The sequence below is a fragment of the Psychrobacter pygoscelis genome (assembly GCF_004335015.1).
In the GTDB taxonomy this organism is placed as follows: domain Bacteria; phylum Pseudomonadota; class Gammaproteobacteria; order Pseudomonadales; family Moraxellaceae; genus Psychrobacter; species Psychrobacter pygoscelis.
Window position 1 is genome coordinate 103274 of record NZ_RQRU01000005.1, and the last position, 15315, is coordinate 118588.

A 15315-nucleotide genomic window follows, 5' to 3' on the forward strand; every position below is an offset into this window, starting at 1 on the left:
CAATGCGCTCATACCCTTATTACGCCAGCTGACTTTCTGCTGAGCTACCGTATCCAGTGTCGTTAGCTGGCAGCGCGTAATCTCGAATGGCCAATGGCAAAAGCAAGTCAGCTATGCTTTTGCCATATATGACAGGGTCATGGTGGCTTGCCCTATCTCTGCCTTTTGACTTTAATTGCCTTGAGCCATTATCGATGGCGCGCGTTTACATTTAATAATCCCAACCCGCTAGATATAGTCTGATACTATAGGCAGCCTACGCGCTTTGCTTATCGTAAGATCATAGCTTATGTCTCAGATTCTCCCTTTATCCCTATCGTCTCATACCTCCACGGCTCAGCCGTCCACGGTAGCTCAGGATGTATCGCGCCCTCCTATCGGCCGATTCGCCCCTTCTCCGACCGGTCAGCTACATTTAGGCTCACTGACCACAGCAGTTGCCAGCTATTGTCACATTAAGTCTTTAGGCGGCCAGTGGCGACTACGTATTGAAGATACCGACACAGCGCGCTGTGATAGACAGTTTAGCGAGCAGATATTACTAGACTTAGAAGCGCTAGGGCTTTACTGGGATGGAGAAGTTATCTTTCAGTCGGAACGCACCGACCTTTATAACGATTATTTAACCACCCTACTAGCGCCTTTAGCCTATGGTTGTCAGTGCTCGCGTAAGTCTCTCCAAGCTTATGCCAGTCACTACCATAGCGACCCTAGCCATTATCCAAGATTGTGCTTAGGGCATAAGCTTGACTGGCAGTCGCATAAAGTAAGGTTGCAGCTTCCTAACACATTAATCGGCTTTATGGATGGTGTCCAAGGAGCACAGTGGGTCAATCCTCAGCAATCAGAAGGTGATGTGGTGGTAAGACGCCAAGATGGCATTATTAATTATATCTTGGCCGCAAGCATTGATGATGGCTTGCAAAACATCACCCATGTCATGCGTGGTCTGGATATCCTACCGATGACCGGTGCGCAAATAAGTATCATGCAGGCTGCGGGGCTGCCTACTATTAATCACTGGTATCATCTGCCCTTGATGCGCAACGCTAAAGGACAGAAGCTGTCTAAACAGAATCTAGCCCGTCCTATAGATGTCTCGCGTCCAAGTGAGCTACTACAACTAGCGCTGATTTTATTGAAGCAGCCAGCTGTAGAGCCAGATAGCCCAGTCCGAATGCTTGAGCAAGCAGTCAGCCAATGGGACCTGCGCGTATTAATGGGCCAGCAAGCCCTAAGCGCTGATTGAAGGGATCTAAAGCCTATAGTCGTTAAACTAGTGGCTATGAGCAGGTTATGCTTAATACTGCATTTGACCAAGCGTATTTCATTGATCATGATTGACTGGCGTTGTTCGATTGGCCGCATCAAAGGTATAGTATGGGGCTAAATTTTCAATACTTCTCATCACTTTTTATCAATTCTTATCAGTAATGTCGACACTGGCTCTTTTCAATCTCCGGGCTCTCTTTATAAATCCTCAGCAGTAACGCCACCATCATTAGACTGATGAGCATAGATGAGCCGCCATAACTAAAGAAAGGCATGGTTAGACCTTTGGTCGGCATCGCCCCCATATTCATCGCCGCATTAATGATGGTCTGAGCAATAAACACCACACCAATACCGAAGGCCGTGTAGCTAAGTCGCATCTGTCTGCGCTGCAGCGCACTGTAACTAATGCGCATCGCACTGGCAATAACCAATGCTTCTAACAGCAATATGGTAGCCACGCCAATAAACCCTAGCTCCTCGCCAGTAATGGCCAACAAAAAGTCCGTATGTGCTTCAGGCAAATGCGACAGCTTTTGCACGCTCTCGCCGTAGCCAACACCAGTGAACTCGCCTCGACCAAAGGCAATAAGGCTGCGGGCCAGCTGATAGTCGGTATCTTGAATATCATCAAAAGGATCGGCGAATGACAGGACGCGCGTAAGACGATATTGCACCGTGACGACCGCAGCGAATGCCAAGCCGCCGACTATAGCGCCCAATAACAAAAACTGCTTATAGGGCGCACCAGCAATATAAAAAATCGTTAATACGCAGCCTACGATTACCACTAGTGAGCCAAAATCTGGCTGCAACAATAAAAATATGGTCAATACAGCGACGACAAAGGAGATGCGTAAGAAGCCATCCCAGCCATTACGTACCTCAAAGGAGCGGCGCACCACGAAGTCAGAGACGAAGATGATCATGACCAGCTTAGCAAACTCCGCCACCTGAAAGTTAAATACTCCCAGCTCTACCCACCGCTTTGAGCCATTAATCGGAGTGCTAAACAGTGTCCAAAGCAATAGGGCCGCCGTTAATAGCAGCAAGCCAAACTGAGTATTGAGATGGTAAAGATGCCTTAATGAGATGCGATACGTCACCAACGCTGCTACTATCCCCACGGCCATGTACATCAGTTGATGCTCAAAAAAGAACAACTCAGACATACCTTTGCTGAGCGCAAAGGGAATCGAGGCTGATGCCACCATCAGTAAGCTGAGAACCATCAGACAGCCGACACTAGCGAGCAAGGTAGCTCTGGCGGTGGGCTTCGTCAGCACCCCATCGCTATCAGCAAATGGACGAGAGGCTCGCTTGGAGCGAGATAAATTAGAAATCGCCATAATAATCAAATCTATAAATTGCGAAAGATAAAAAGCTTAACAAACCAGCGACCATAGCTATGCTACCAGAGCTGCCTTCAGCTCAAGCCAATGCGTCTTCTAGACAAAGACCGTCTACTAACAGCTCTACGACAATAGGGCTAGAGCTACGATTCGGCCTCATTCAGCGACTGAACCAGCTTGATAAACTGCTCACCCCGATCGACATAGCCTGAAAACTGATCAAAGCTAGCACAGGCAGGTGATAGGAGTACGGCGTGAACTTGTGATAAGCTACTTTTGGTTAGCTGCGACAAGGTAGTAACGGCTTCAGCCAAGCTACCACACTGATGAATACCTACCTCTCCACTGATAGGCTGCGGACCAGCTTGTCGTAAGTCTGCCTCAATCCGCTGCGCATCTTCACCGATGAGCAGCACTTGACTGACAAACTGGTTGATCAGTGTGGTCAGCTCACCAAACTCCTGGCCTTTTCCTTGGCCCCCTAAGATGAGCAACAATTTACCACCTTTGGGCGCGTATACGCTGCCTAAGCCATCAATCGCGGCCATAGTCGAGCCGATATTGGTACCTTTGGAGTCATTGAAATAGTCGATGCCATTGATATTGGTCACAAATTGGCAACGATGCGGCAGTCCACCAAATTGCTTTAGCGTCGCAAGCATACTGTCTTGAGGTAAGCCTGCAAGCTCACCAATAGCCAGTGCAGAAAGCGCATTAATCAGGTTATGCTGACCCTTGATGCGTAGACTATCTGCCGCCAGTAGCAGCTCAGTGCCACGAGCGAGGTACACCGTACCGTCCGCTTGGGTAATCAGGCCATACTGACCTCTATCAGGCGCGTGGATTCCGACACTCAATCGCGGCAGATTATCCGCAACCAAAGGCCGAGTTAGTGCATCCTCACGGTTAATAACGACGGATTTTGCCCCTTGAAATATCCGGTGTTTGGCCTGATGGTAGCCCAGCATATCGCCGTGACGGTCTAAATGATCAGGCGACATGTTGAGCACACAAGCGACCTGCGCGCCTAGATTGGTCACCGTCTCTAGCTGGAAGCTAGATAACTCTAACACAGCTAGCGCCATGTCGGGGTTAGCCAGCAGCGTCAAGGCGGGAACACCAATATTACCACCAACTCCTACATTAATACCGGCATCTGCTGCCATTTGCCCGACCAAGGTGGTCACTGTACTTTTAGCATTAGAGCCGGTAATGGCGACAATAGGCACCTGACAAGCTTCACAAAACAGCTGGATATCGCTTACCACGGGCGTTCCCGCTTGCCGGACTGCGGCCACCTCAGGGGTGGTTAGTGCCACACCAGGACTAATGATAATGCGCTTGGCTTGTCGTAATAGTTGGCCATCTATCGCGCCAAACTGGCGAATCGTAATATCGTCTGGTAACTGCGCGGCCAAGGCAGGATTTGGGTTGGTATCGGTCACCGCCACTCTGTAACCTTGCTCGCTTAGGTACTTAGCGGCGGACAGACCCGACTGACCTAAACCGATCACCACTTGTAAGCCACCCTTATGAATCATCATACTGGCTTGAGCAATCGGAGCAGTTGCAGCCTCCTTATCGCCCGACCAATGCTGAACTTGCGTAGCGTTTAGTGGTGAACTAGCCGTGTGAGTACTTGACGTGACTGTAGGTAATGCCTTCTCTGAGGATGCGGAGGCGCTGTTTGGCTTTGCAAAACTGTCATCTGATGGGTCTTGACTCATCATTATTCCTTTTGTGTCTGGTGTGCTATGATGCGCTGTATTTTTTCATTATATTTTTAAGCGCTGCTTAGTAGAGATTACAGTTAGAAATCATATCTATATTCTGACAACATTTTGACAACTTCGCCAATTACAATTTACCAGACTGTCAAAAAACTCTTCTCTAAGCCAACGCTAATTTTGTGAGTTGACGCTATTGATATTCTAGCACGGTTGCTGAAGCAGCAGGGTCATGAGCATGATGATATGCACAACCACTACCATTGCTTTTCAATTGTGCAATTTAAGCTTGATGGTTTTTTATTAGCCTTGATGATTTTCATTAATATGGTTTTCACTAATATTAATGCTTTTTATAGTTAAGACCGTTAAACAGGCTACATTAAGGCGTCATAGCTAGGGGCTTATATACTAGACTGCCAGTCAGCAGCCAAGACAGAATTCCTGCTTAGCCACTCTCGGCAGAGGATTTTATGGTGAATCTAGAAGGCAACTTTAGCGTGAATTAAGCATATGACCACTAATGAACTAAGCGCACAGCATTCAGGCTAGGTTATCAAGCACGTTAATTGCAGTTAACAACTTACCTAGCTTCCTAGACTTTAATTTCTTCTCAGCGACTACATATTCCTATGATGATACCTTCTTTAGATAGCGTGCGTGACGACTGGTTTTCCAATATTCGTGGCGATATATTATCAGGCCTCGTGGTGGCTTTGGCGCTAATTCCTGAAGCCATTGCCTTCTCCATCATCGCAGGCGTCGATCCTAAAGTGGGATTATACGCCTCATTTTGTATTGCTGTCGTCATTAGCTTCGTTGGTGGCAGACCCGCCATGATATCAGCAGCTACTGGGGCGATGGCGCTGGTGATGGTCGACTTGGTCGCTGAGCATGGACTACAGTACCTATTAGCCGCTACGCTGCTGTGCGGCGCTATTCAGATTGTAATGGGCATCTTGAAGCTTGGCAATCTTATGCGCTTTGTTTCACGCTCCGTGGTGATTGGCTTTGTGAATGCCCTAGCGATTTTGATCTTTGCCGCGCAATTGCCTGAACTAAACCCTGCCACAGAGCGAGTGGGACTGACTGTTTATCTGATGACAGCAGCGGGGCTGGGCATTATCTATCTGTTTCCGCTAATTCCTAAAATTGGCAAGATTATTCCTTCACCGCTAGTGTGTATCGTGGGCTTAACCATCGTCACCCTGTATCTAGGACTCGATATCCGCAATGTGGGAGATATGGGCGACCTGCCTGATACCTTACCGATGTTCTTGCTGCCAGATATCCCCCTTAATTTTCAGACGCTATTGATCATAGCACCCTACTCTATTGCCCTAGCCATCGTTGGTCTATTAGAGTCAATGATGACAGCCACGATTGTCGATGAGCTGACTGATACCAGCAGTGATAAAAACCGCGAATGCCGAGGTCAAGGTATTGCCAATGTCGTCTCAGGGTTTTTTGGCGGTATGGCAGGCTGTGCGATGATCGGTCAGTCAGTTATCAATGTAAAATCTGGCGGCCGGACGCGTCTGTCTACCCTTATCGCAGGTGTCGTACTACTCATTATGGTAGTGTTTTTGAGTGATTGGGTTAGCCAGATCCCTATGGCAGCTCTCGTCGCAGTAATGATTATGGTGTCTATCGGCACCTTTAACTGGCAGTCTATCCGCGAGTTTAAGACCCATCCGATGTCCTTTAATGTCGTAATGCTAGCGACCGTTCTCACCACGGTCTTTACCCATAATCTAGCCTATGGTGTCTTGGTCGGTGTGCTATTGTCAGCGTTATTCTTCGCTAACAAGATTGGTCAGTTCTTGAGTGTGTATAGTGAGTACGACGAGGTGAATAACGCGCGCTATTATTATGTGCACGGGCAAGTATTCTTTGCTTCAACCTCGCAGTTCTTAAGCAGCTTCGATACCAAAGAAGCCTTAGATAGCTTGCATATTGACGTGACTCACGCACATTTTTGGGATGTCACCGCTGTGGATACTTTGGACAAGCTGGTCATGCGCTTGCAACGCGAGGGTATTGATGTCAAGGTAGTGGGGCTAAATAGCGCCAGTCGCACTTTGATTGATCGCTTCTCTATTCATGACCGCCGAGATATTGGTCTACTAGATTAGTATCTGTTTAATAATTTTTTAATTAGCGACAACTATATATTAGAAGACAGCTAAAAGTGAGCTTAATTAAAGGGAGTCAATATATTGACTCCTTTGTCCTATTAACCCCTATAGACTATCCATTCGCCTCAAGTTTGGATTAGCTTAAGCTAAATGATGATACTGCGTTATGAGTAACTTAAGACCTGATAGTGTAATTGCTTGTTTAGACTGCCCTGATTATGTTCAAGCGGTACTAGAGGCTAGTATGTGGGCCGCAAATCGGCTACGAGCGCCGATAGGGCTGCTACATTCAATACCGAGCGTGCATCGGCAAACGGCCATCAATTACTCTGGCTGTCTTAATGTCGACGACGAAAGCCATCTATTAGATCAGTTCACCTCTGAGGAGCGTCTGAGTAACAGTCAACTCAATGCTCAGGGTAGGATTTTACTAAGTCAATCCACGACTTTTTGTGAGCAGCGCCAGCCTAAGCTCTCTGTCTACTCTCTGCATCGACATGAAACCTTAGCAGAGAGTATTGATTACGTGGATGAAGTGGCACAATTGCTGGTCATCGGTCGCAATGTCACCTGCAAATCTACCCTGAGCCAACTGATTCGCCCAAGCCACTGCCCCATTCTGGTGATTGATGCACCATTTGTGACCCCAAGCTCAGCATTGTTTGCTTTTGACAACCGAACAACTTGTCATCGGCTGCTTGATTGGCTCTGCCAGAATCCTCTAGTTCGCACTATGTCGTTGCATATCGTCATGGTCGGTAAAGAGACGACAGAAAATCGCGACGCCTTGCGGGAGGCCTATGCACGGCTAAAACAGGCAGGGATTAGTTGTAAAAAATCACTGATTGATAGTCGTGATGTTAGTGCCGCTATCCTTTACTACCAAAAGCAGCATAACATTGGCTTACTGATGACCGGCGCCTTCGGACAGTCGCGCTTACGTGAGCTATTCCAAGGCAGTGATACCGAAAGGCTACTCGGTGGCATGCAAACGCCGTATTTGTTATTCCCCAAAGATTAGCAGCGATTAGGCTTTCTTCCTCTGATTATTTGGAGCTGGCCTAAAGGCGCTAAATTAGTACTCAATGGTGCAAAATGGCTATAACTTAGGGGATGACTGGATTAGTCTTGGCAATTGTCTAGATAGTATAGCTATGCTCTCTACAAAACTTCTGTTCTCAACCACTCTCCCCAAAGCTCCTCTTGTGGATTAACTTAGGTCGTACGATAGTGCACCATTTTACTAGCGTTGCTCCTAAGCATCAGGAAACTTCTAAGCTACTGTAACGGAAAGATTAAATATAAGACTTTGTTCAATTATCAACTAATGTCTTAATTTATGCACTTATTTGGTGCTTATCAGCCATATCAGGCATTTTTTACAAGAGATTGTCAGTTCCCTAATACTGCTACTCGCGCTCAAATAATAAAACCATCCTGACTTGCTGGCCTAAAATCTTGTCTTAGGCTGCATACCAATTTCTAATCAATATTGTTTTAGCCCTAGTGTATAGATTGCTTTTATTTAGCTAAATACAGCACTGACTGCCGTTTATTGACCTGTTATTACTGGGTCATAAGATTAGCACAAGCCATGTATCAGCCATCAGCCCTTTAACCATAGCCATTGGCTTATAACAGCACATTTGATTTGCCTGACTTTTACCTCAGATAAAGCGTTACTGCTTCGTAGCAAATCGTCACAGGATGATGCTCCCAGTCGCGCAATTTTTAGCTATAATTCGTCTGTTAACCTTTTTAATCATTCTACTCAACTCAATGCCAGAGGTTTATTTTTTTGGGCCTTCACTACCGCCGTCACTCTTCTCCCCCTTAGGGTGATTGGCACGGTTTTTGAATGCTTAGAGGTACGTGTCGTTATGGACGATTCCACCAATAATTACTGGCATTACCTTAACTAAGGACTACTTTTATGAAGCTAATCACTGCGATTTTAAAACCGTTTAAGTTAGATGATGTGCGAGAAGCACTATCAGAAATTGGTGTTAAAGGCGTTACTGTTACTGAAGTCAAAGGCTTTGGTCGTCAAAAAGGTCACACAGAGCTATATCGCGGCGCTGAATATGTGGTGGATTTCTTACCGAAGGTTAAGGTCGAGGTTGCGGTAACTGATGAGATGGTAGACCCTGCTATTGAAGCGATTACTCGCATCGCTAGTACCGGCAAAATTGGTGACGGCAAAATCTTCGTTACCCCACTTGAGCAGGTCATCCGTATCCGCACAGGTGAGACTGGTCCAGACGCTATCTAAGCTCTGTCCATAGGGGTTATTAACCCACTCTGTCGTTTTGACAGTATCTGCATTATATATTCAAGGGGGAATTTAAATGCAAAATCAAATTTTCGAGCTGCAGTACGCACTAGACACCTTTTACTTCCTAATCTGCGGCGCGCTAGTCATGTGGATGGCTGCAGGCTTTGCCATGCTAGAGGCGGGCTTGGTCCGTGCCAAAAACACCACTGAGATTCTCACCAAGAACGTCGGTCTTTACGCCATTGCCTGTACTATGTATCTCATCTGTGGCTACAGCTTTATGTATGGTGGCGGCTTCTTCTTAGATGGTATCTCCGGTGGCGAGACTATCGTAGCTGACGCGCTAGCAGCCTCCACTGAGAATGGCTTCACTGGCGATTCTGTCTATTCCTCCGCTTCTGACTTTTTCTTCCAAGTGGTGTTTGTCGCGACGTGTATGTCCATCGTATCCGGCGCGGTCGCCGAACGTATGCGTCTTTGGGCATTTTTCGCCTTTGCTATCGTCATGACCGGCTTTATCTACCCTATGGAAGGCAGCTGGACTTGGGGTGGTAACGATGTGTTTGGCCTATTTAACTTAGGCGATATGGGCTTCTCTGATTTTGCAGGCTCCGGTATCGTCCATTTAGCAGGTGCTGCTGCTGCATTAGCAGGTGTCATACTGCTGGGTGCGCGTAAAGGCAAATATGGTAAAAACGGTGAGATCCGTGCCATCCCTGGTGCTAATCTACCACTCGCCACACTCGGTACTTTCATCCTTTGGATGGGTTGGTTCGGCTTCAATGGTGGCTCTGTTCTCAAGCTTGGCGATATCGCCAGTGCTAATTCGGTGGCGCTGGTATTTCTAAATACCAATGCCGCCGCTGCAGGCGGTGCTATTGGCGCTCTAATTCTGGCTCGCCTAATCTTTGGTCGGGCGGATTTGACCATGCTACTTAACGGTGCATTGGCCGGTCTAGTGGCTATTACCGCTGAGCCTTTAACGCCTACGCCACTTCTTGCAACCATATTCGGCATGATAGCTGGTATTATCGTGGTTATGTCCATTCTCGCGATAGATAAGTTGAAGATCGATGACCCGGTCGGTGCTATCTCAGTACATGGAGTTGTGGGCCTATTCGGACTCCTCATCGTCCCATTGACCAACCCTGAGTCTACCTTCATCGGTCAGATAACGGGTGCAGCAGTTATCTTCTTCTGGGTATTTATCTGTAGCTTAGTCGTATGGAGCATCTTAAAAGCAGTCTTTGGGATTCGCATCACCGAAGAAGAAGAATATGAAGGGGCTGACTTGTCTGAATGTGGTCAAGAGGCTTATCCAGAGTTCGTTAAATAGCTTTCTAACCACTCATTAAGCCTGATAGCAAAAAGCAAAAAAGGAGCCTAGTGCTCCTTTTTTATCTTATCAGTTAAGTGAAAGTACCGTTATTTAGTAAATCAATATCCTAAGCGGCCTATTATTCAGCCTTTATTATCGCCTGAGCCTAATTTTGGTTCTATATTCACTAAAAAACCCACAGAACCAGTAGGTCATGTGGGTTAATTGTCACTGCTACTAGCTCATTAGAAGCGTGTCACACAAAAAATGACTTTAGCAGATTATTGCTTCTTCCAAACTTGGCTACGTGAGAATGGTCCTAGGTAACCTTTAAGCTTCATGGTATTGCCATTGATAGCGGCAGTCATACGATAAGACTTATCTTTTTGTGGGTCAGTGATTTTACCACCGCTATATTTCCCGCCACCGTCAGCTTTTAAGCCTTGAATAATCGTCATGCCGACGTATTTTTTGCCTTCTGGCTTGACTGTACTAACCAGCTTACCGGTAAATACACCATTTGATTCAGTAACTTTGACCACACCTTTGGGGGTTTTGCCATCGTCATCAAAGGTCTGCCAGTTACCAACAATAGGGTCAGCTGCCATCGCCATCGTGGCCATACTAATACCCGCAACTGCTAACGCAGACTTTGTAAATAATTTCATGTTTCGACTCCATTCGTGTCAATCATACGCCATATTAACTCATTAATACCGCGCTTCCTACTCTCTGACTTCTATCATTAATAGTGGCAGTGAATATCGCCAGATAGCTTTTAGCTTTTGCTAAGTCACTCTATTAATAATGGTTTTAAAGAGCATATAGCTATGATTATAAGGAAATAAATAATTATTGATAGTTATTTTTTTATAGCGAATTATTTCTATAATAGTGATTTTTAGCAAGGTATCATAAAAATGGGTTATCAATCTGCTCACTATCAGCATCAGTTTGAGCACTATCTTTACCGGCTATCCCGAGCTTACCTGTAGGCGCTTTGCTTAATTTTGACGCTTGATTGTCGGCTGAGAGCTTATCGACTATTTTGGTCATTAGCTCCTGTAGTTGCCTAGCTTGCGCCAGCCCTTCAGTACTATGGTAGATGTCGATATCGCCATAGATAGTGACTTTATCTTGTTGGTTTTCAATGATCAGCTCCCCAATCTGCATACTCTCACTATCATTGGCAAAAGGCGTTATCATTAGCAGCTCCTAACTGGTGATTAAGGGTAACTTTAGCGTATCGGGATGACCTAGGCTAGCCGTGTCTTAATGCATAGTGCTTTAAATTAAGACTAACTTCAATATGTCTTAGAGGCTTGCGCGATATTAGGCTTCAGTCTAGACGCAAGCTTTGAGTAGTGTTAAGCCCGTCCATAGTCAAGCAACTAGGACAATGCTGTCTAAAGCTAATATGGCGCAAGTCAGTGATATAAGTTTTTTGGCTCACCATCGTGACATAGCTGAGGCTGCATAAACTATTCTGTATGAACTATTATTGATAGCCAGTCTTTACTAAGTTTAATGTTGTTTGCCTATAGCTACCATTGTGACTTCAAGGCCGCTTTACTGACGCAGCTGATCGATGAGCCAATAAATAATCTCCATAATCAGCAGCAGCCACCAAGGCTGCTCCTGCGCAGACTCAGTTTGCTCCATATCCGCGGTCGTCTTCCCCGCTTTCATCGGTAGCTCAAAGGCTTCTGACTTAGCAGTGGCAGCTATCGCTGGCATGACATCGACACCGGTGCGTAAAGCCAGCTCATCCACACTAATGATTTCAATTCGCTCAGACTCATCATTAGGGGCATAATAGACACCAGCTTGACCAATCGCAGGGATATAGACGGCCTTATAGAAGTGACTGGGCACCAGCACACCCGAACCAATCTTTTTTAGTCGCTTACTGGTAAACGCCACACCTGTCACGGTGTATACCTCACCATATTGCTTGGTCAAATAGCGAGTGGCAGACTCAAGATTGCGCCAAACATAGCGGTTATTGCGTGGAGACTGCGGCGCAATATTAGCAAGGCTAAAGCTGTCGTACTGCTGACTGACATTGGCCATATCAGCATTGGGCGCGATATGACCACGATCGTAACCTGAGTTTGAATAGTCTTTCAATTCGGCGCGAACAGATGCAGGCAGCCTACTCTCTTCATGGAAGCTATCTTCCCGAGGAATCGTATCGGCTTGGGTCAGTCTACGCCGCGTCAGATACTCCGCTGACCATAGTGGCGTGCGCGAAACCCCAGAGTACATGGTCGCAAAGCCATCAAAGCACAGTGGGTAGGTATTTTTGGTTATTTTGGTATTGAGATAGTCTGGCGCTGTACCTGCATAGAAAGAGTCTTGGCAAGCATCAAAATCGGCATGACCACTAACAGACAATAATACGAGACCCAGCCCCATACTCCAATTGTAGAGCCAGCGCAGCGCTATCAAGGCTTGCCCATCTCGATGATCACTGGTCCGCCGCGACCCTAGCCTCAATACTAGGCCCAGTGCCAACACTGAATTAAAACTTATTGATCGCAAATTAACAGACAACGGTTACCCTTTTTGATAGTAGGAGAAGAACAAGCTGACATAAATAGATTGCTCTAAGAAGCAACAGACATAAGAGAGATAGAAGCGTCAAGTAGATGACAGTCAAGTAGATGATATAAGCATCAATATGACGAAAAGTCACTATCGTAGCAAGTTCGCTATTGCCGTGCAAAGATTCTTTATGATTACCCAATATTGGTTTTAGTTGCGTATTGAGCTAAGCTCTGAGACCAGTCCTTAACTGAAGTCTTAGTTAAACGCTTAACTAATTAAATAGGTTCGCTGGTTTATTTTATGCCACTTTTAGACAGGGCGGTGGCAAAATCGTGACAATTAAAACTATTTCGTCTATACTATGCAACCTTGCAACAGCGTTAAAAAACAAGCAAGACAAAATGGTGAAGTGGCCGAGTGGCTGAAGGCGCACGCCTGGAAAGTGTGTATACGTTAATCGCGTATCGAGGGTTCGAATCCCTCCTTCACCGCCAATTGCTGACCCTACCTATAACGCCTACCTCTATCTTTATTCTGCTAGACTTAACCTGCCCTACTTGTAGAACTTATCCTTTGCACATTTTTCTACTATTTAGTTATTGGTATTGCTAACTTATTCCCTATTCTTATTGATTGGTGTCTTTATTTGACCATCATTAGTTGCTAGCGTCTTTTTTACCTTAAGCCATCATCTCAAGTTGTCGAACACTGTATCATTTATTCGGCGAAAAAATAGTGCCCCAATCTCATTACTTTTTTCATAGTTAATTCTATTTAAAACTGATAAATAAAAGCGTAGCTGGTATAAATTTATTGGCTAGAAGTCATAAGACGACTGAGGCGGGCGTAAATTTGTTCCAGCGACTTTGTGGCAAATCTAAAGTGGATTGACTATAGTAAAACAAGATTTTATAAAATCTTTTTAGCAAATCATCTGCCTAAAACTCCCCCAAAAAAGTCGCTAAAGACAATCCATGATGTACACCTTGCATTAGATGGATTTTTTTATTAGCGCATATCTTTTATAATGTAGGGTCTGATCACACATTCTAAAGGCTGCAAACCTCTTCTCATTACTCGATGCTTGCTCATCTCCCAAGCTCCTAATCAATAGACAGGTCTTCACTATGAACCCATCTACTCAATCCTCTAGTGCCTCGCAAACTCCATCAACGCCTGAGCTGCTGTGCCCTGCTGGTACGTTTAGAAACATGCAGTATGCTTTTGCTTATGGTGCAGACGCAGTCTATGCAGGTCAGGCACGGTATAGCCTACGCGTCCGCAATAATGACTTTGATGAGGACAATCTACGCCGCGGAATTGAGTACGCGCATAGCTTGGGCAAAAAGTTCTATGTGGTGGTTAATATTCAAGCCCATAATGCCAAGCTTAAGACCTTCATCGAAGACATTCGCCCAGTTATAGAGATGCAACCTGACGCTTTGATTATGTCAGATGCAGGGATGATTATGATGGTACGCGAGCATTTTCCTGACATGGACATCCACCTGTCAGTTCAGGCCAATGCGGTCAACTGGGCGACAGTGAAATTCTGGCAGCAAATGGGGCTGAGCCGAGTCATTATCTCGCGTGAGCTATCATTAAAAGAGATCGGGCAGATCATCAATGAGGTCCCCGATATGGAGATGGAGGTCTTCGTCCACGGCGCACTATGCATGGCTTACTCTGGTCGCTGCTTACTGTCTGGCTATATCAATAAACGCGATGCCAACCAAGGCACTTGTACCAATGCTTGCCGCTGGAATTACAACACTTATCAAGCTACCGAAAATGAAACTGGCGATATCGTGCCTGTTACTCATTCGCCAAGCATCAATACTGGTGCTCAAACAGTCGCTACCTTTGACCCTCAGACTACGGCTGAAGGCCAGACTGATAGCCAGCATATCCAAGCGGTCAACCTCAATGGTGACACGGTCATGAGTGATGACTTTGTGCAAGCACCTAGCGACGACGTGGTGCTCCTAGAGGAGCAAAATCGTCCTGGCGAGCTGATGGCTATGTACGAAGACGAACATGGCACTTATATCATGAACTCTAAGGACTTACGCGCAGTAGAGCTGGTACCTGAGCTGGTCAATATCGGTGTGCATTCACTTAAGATCGAAGGCCGAACCAAGTCGCACTATTATGTGGCACGAACGGCGCAAGTGTACCGCCAAGCTATCGATGATGCCGTCGCTGGTCGACCATTTGACACCTCATTAATCTCAGCATTAGATGGACTAGCCAACCGTGGCTATACCGAAGGCTTCCTACGTCGCCATGTACATAGCGACTATCAAAACTATGATTACGGCGCTTCAAAGACCGATAAGCAGCAGTTTGTGGCCGAGGTTATTGATATCAAAAATGGTAGGCTAGTACTTGAGATCAAAAATAAGATCGAAGTGGGTGATACTATTGAGATTATGACCCCTAAGGGCAACGTTACTTATACGCTAGCGCAGATGTGGGATAAGTATGGCAATCCTATCGAAGCTGCCCTTGGCTCTGGCTGGATCGCCCAAATTGACAATCCGTTTAAAGACCTCGACGAGACGACATTAGGCTTTGCACTGGTCATGCGAAATGTAGAAAAGCCAATATTCAGCTAGTACTTACCGCTGAGGCAGCTAAACAGCTGTTATGTCAATGCTAAATATGGCAGTTAGGAGAGTTT

11 protein-coding genes and 1 tRNA gene are annotated in these 15315 nt (G+C 46.0%); 7 read left to right on the forward strand and 5 right to left on the reverse strand.

Annotated features, from left to right (window positions below; all coding sequences use genetic code 11):
• Positions 1-289 precede the first annotated feature (289 nt).
• Positions 290-1249, forward strand: a complete 960-nt coding sequence (gene gluQRS / locus EGV92_RS11240) for a tRNA glutamyl-Q(34) synthetase GluQRS (protein WP_131669379.1) — start codon at positions 290-292, stop codon at positions 1247-1249.
• Positions 1250-1427: 178 nt separating this feature from the next.
• On the opposite strand, the gene ftsW is transcribed toward gluQRS, so the two are convergent.
• Together ftsW and murD are read right to left on the reverse strand one after the other, a co-directional pair.
• Positions 1428-2621: a putative lipid II flippase FtsW gene (gene ftsW, locus EGV92_RS11245; protein WP_131669380.1), complete on the reverse strand. Its 1194-nt coding sequence runs from the start codon at positions 2619-2621 to the stop codon at positions 1428-1430.
• A 146-nt stretch (positions 2622-2767) separates the two neighbouring features.
• A complete protein-coding gene (gene murD / locus EGV92_RS11250; RefSeq protein ID WP_131669461.1) occupies positions 2768-4168 on the reverse strand; it encodes a UDP-N-acetylmuramoyl-L-alanine--D-glutamate ligase in 1401 nt (466 codons plus the stop codon).
• 815 nt (positions 4169-4983) lie between these two features.
• Here murD and EGV92_RS11255 point away from each other — a divergent pair.
• The 4 genes from EGV92_RS11255 to EGV92_RS11270 all read left to right on the forward strand — a co-directional run bounded on the left by EGV92_RS11255 (position 4984) and on the right by EGV92_RS11270 (position 10100).
• Entirely contained in the window at positions 4984-6486 is a 1503-nt protein-coding gene (locus tag EGV92_RS11255) for a SulP family inorganic anion transporter (RefSeq protein ID WP_207401788.1), read from the forward strand.
• Between the two features lie 169 nt (positions 6487-6655).
• A complete protein-coding gene (locus tag EGV92_RS11260; protein WP_131669381.1) occupies positions 6656-7510 on the forward strand; it encodes a universal stress protein in 855 nt (284 codons plus the stop codon).
• Positions 7511-8422: 912 nt separating this feature from the next.
• Positions 8423-8761, forward strand: a complete 339-nt coding sequence (locus tag EGV92_RS11265) for a P-II family nitrogen regulator (RefSeq protein WP_131669382.1) — start codon at positions 8423-8425, stop codon at positions 8759-8761.
• A gap of 76 nt (positions 8762-8837) precedes the next feature.
• Entirely contained in the window at positions 8838-10100 is a 1263-nt protein-coding gene (locus EGV92_RS11270; protein ID WP_131669383.1) for an ammonium transporter, read from the forward strand.
• A 263-nt stretch (positions 10101-10363) separates the two neighbouring features.
• Here the strand turns inward: EGV92_RS11270 and EGV92_RS11275 are convergent, their stop codons facing one another.
• The 3 genes from EGV92_RS11275 to EGV92_RS11285 all read right to left on the reverse strand — a co-directional run bounded on the left by EGV92_RS11275 (position 10364) and on the right by EGV92_RS11285 (position 12638).
• Complete coding sequence (locus EGV92_RS11275; RefSeq protein WP_131669384.1) at positions 10364-10750, reverse strand: DUF2147 domain-containing protein; 387 nt, start codon at positions 10748-10750, stop codon at positions 10364-10366.
• 244 nt (positions 10751-10994) lie between these two features.
• Positions 10995-11288 (reverse strand): hypothetical protein, encoded by a 294-nt coding sequence (locus EGV92_RS11280; protein WP_131669385.1) that lies wholly within the window; start codon positions 11286-11288, stop codon positions 10995-10997.
• Positions 11289-11651: 363 nt separating this feature from the next.
• The gene (locus EGV92_RS11285; RefSeq protein ID WP_423227913.1) at positions 11652-12638 is read right to left on the reverse strand and encodes a DNA/RNA non-specific endonuclease; all 987 of its coding nucleotides are present in this window, start codon (positions 12636-12638) and stop codon (positions 11652-11654) included.
• Between the two features lie 397 nt (positions 12639-13035).
• Here EGV92_RS11285 and EGV92_RS11290 point away from each other — a divergent pair.
• Positions 13036-13126: transfer RNA gene (locus tag EGV92_RS11290), tRNA-Ser, on the forward strand.
• 633 nt (positions 13127-13759) lie between these two features.
• Positions 13760-15250 (forward strand): prephenate-dependent tRNA uridine(34) hydroxylase TrhP, encoded by a 1491-nt coding sequence (gene trhP, locus EGV92_RS11295; RefSeq protein ID WP_131669386.1) that lies wholly within the window; start codon positions 13760-13762, stop codon positions 15248-15250.
• Positions 15251-15315: the final 65 nt, after the last annotated feature.

Excerpts from the sequence above, each read along its gene's own strand:
- gluQRS (WP_131669379.1), top strand. The coding sequence starts at position 290 with ATGTCTCAGATTCTCCCTTTATCCCTATCGTCTCATACCTCCACGGCT.
- ftsW (WP_131669380.1), bottom strand. The coding sequence starts at position 2,621 with ATGGCGATTTCTAATTTATCTCGCTCCAAGCGAGCCTCTCGTCCATTT.
- murD (WP_131669461.1), bottom strand. The coding sequence starts at position 4,168 with ATGATGATTCATAAGGGTGGCTTACAAGTGGTGATCGGTTTAGGTCAG.
- EGV92_RS11255 (WP_207401788.1), top strand. The coding sequence starts at position 4,984 with ATGATGATACCTTCTTTAGATAGCGTGCGTGACGACTGGTTTTCCAAT.
- EGV92_RS11260 (WP_131669381.1), top strand. The coding sequence starts at position 6,656 with ATGAGTAACTTAAGACCTGATAGTGTAATTGCTTGTTTAGACTGCCCT.
- EGV92_RS11265 (WP_131669382.1), top strand. The coding sequence starts at position 8,423 with ATGAAGCTAATCACTGCGATTTTAAAACCGTTTAAGTTAGATGATGTG.
- EGV92_RS11270 (WP_131669383.1), top strand. The coding sequence starts at position 8,838 with ATGCAAAATCAAATTTTCGAGCTGCAGTACGCACTAGACACCTTTTAC.
- EGV92_RS11275 (WP_131669384.1), bottom strand. The coding sequence starts at position 10,750 with ATGAAATTATTTACAAAGTCTGCGTTAGCAGTTGCGGGTATTAGTATG.
- EGV92_RS11280 (WP_131669385.1), bottom strand. The coding sequence starts at position 11,288 with ATGATAACGCCTTTTGCCAATGATAGTGAGAGTATGCAGATTGGGGAG.
- trhP (WP_131669386.1), top strand. The coding sequence starts at position 13,760 with ATGAACCCATCTACTCAATCCTCTAGTGCCTCGCAAACTCCATCAACG.